This is a genomic window from Candidatus Obscuribacterales bacterium (assembly GCA_036703605.1).
GTDB lineage: Bacteria > Cyanobacteriota > Cyanobacteriia > RECH01 > RECH01 > RECH01.
The window spans coordinates 1-1,270 of the sequence record DATNRH010000180.1 but is presented as its reverse complement, the minus strand read 5'-3'; the positions used below and the strand labels follow the sequence as shown (position 1 = coordinate 1,270).

3 protein-coding genes are annotated in these 1,270 nt (G+C 52.0%); all 3 read right to left on the bottom strand.

Features of this window, described 5'->3' with window-relative positions; translation table 11 throughout:
* Positions 1–258 (bottom strand): hypothetical protein (locus V6D20_03885; protein HEY9814931.1); only part of this gene is annotated, 258 nt, incomplete at its 3' end.
* Positions 259–699: 441 nt separating this feature from the next.
* Positions 700–990 carry a hypothetical protein gene (locus V6D20_03880; protein HEY9814930.1) on the bottom strand — a complete coding sequence of 97 codons (291 nt, stop codon included), beginning with the start codon at positions 988–990 and terminating at the stop codon, positions 700–702.
* A partial coding sequence (locus V6D20_03875) for a hypothetical protein (protein ID HEY9814929.1) occupies positions 987–1,270 on the bottom strand: 284 nt, incomplete at its 5' end. The genes V6D20_03880 and V6D20_03875, both read right to left, overlap by 4 nt.

Here is a 1,270-nt window from a genome sequence, read left to right as displayed (position 1 = left end):
CGCCTTTTGGCCTTCGTTGAACTGGAACTGGTAGCCTGGTGAGTTAGTGAACTGGGTGTAGTCTGGTTCGTCTCCCCCATAGACTGCGGCTAGGCTGTTAAGCCCGTATTGGCCGACTCGCTTGTAGGGCGTCAGATAATCAAGCGCCCTATCCCCGTAGTCTCTAAAAATATCTTCGGATTCTCTAAACCCCTGTGCAACAGCTTCTGCTGCATCTTCCGCTTCCCCGCCACCAAAGGCGTCTGAAATAAAACCCATAATCGTGTCTCCGAAAGGGGGAATGTGGTTCCCATTTTTACTCTTTAAAATTCAACAACTTGAGAGGCATTCCACCGAATGCTCCCCCGTCCTCCACCTATGGCGTGTGGGTTTTTCCGCCAACAGCCTGAACAGTGAGGACGTTAGCAGTATCCGAAAAACCTTGTATGGTGGAACCAGCCCCAAAGCGTGGCGCGGGGATTAAGATGAAATCATTGGGGGGAACGGACATATCGAGCGCGATAGCAAGGGCGCTAGATGCTGTTCCTCCATCCGACACCACATACAGTGTGACGGTGTGGGTGGCCGCTGTGATATTCGTAATCTTTAACTGCAAGTCCTGAACCGTCAGGGTCGAAGGGGACGTAGGGGCTGTGTAGATCGTCCCGTTAGCAGAATCCAGGTAGGTAGAGTTAAAGAATATAGGGTAGGTATTCGCGCTCACTGAGAATCCTCAAGTTGGCTGATTCTGTGTTCAAGTTTCTTGATAATGCCAAGCAGTCTCGACGTGTTGTCATTCTCAGCGGCATACAGCCGCCGCAAGACCTGTACCTCGTACATCACCGAGTTGGTTGTTTGCTCAAGATTGGTGACAGAGTTGGAAACTTCCGTTAGGTTCTGTGTCGGCTCCGGCGCTCCACCTGTTCTCTGGTAAAGCGACTCAAGGAATTTAACCTCCTGCTCACCGACCAGCTTTCGCCACTGCCTGCCATTAAAGAATGTATCTGTCATTTACACGGCTCGATTTCAGCATAGGCAGCGAATACCGCCCGCTTAACAGGAGAGGAAATGGCTAATCGTGGGGTAAAGGATCGGTGCTGGCCCAATCTGCGCCAGATCACACGGGTATCGTATTCACCGCGCTTACCCATCGACCTCCAGCCCTGCGTCATGTCGAAGGTTCTTGTATTACCCGACACGTCGAGCATGATCTTGGGATCGCCAGCATCAGACTCGGTAGCCGTGAAGGACGAAATAGGGAACGACAAAGCCCCCTCCGCATCACCATTAC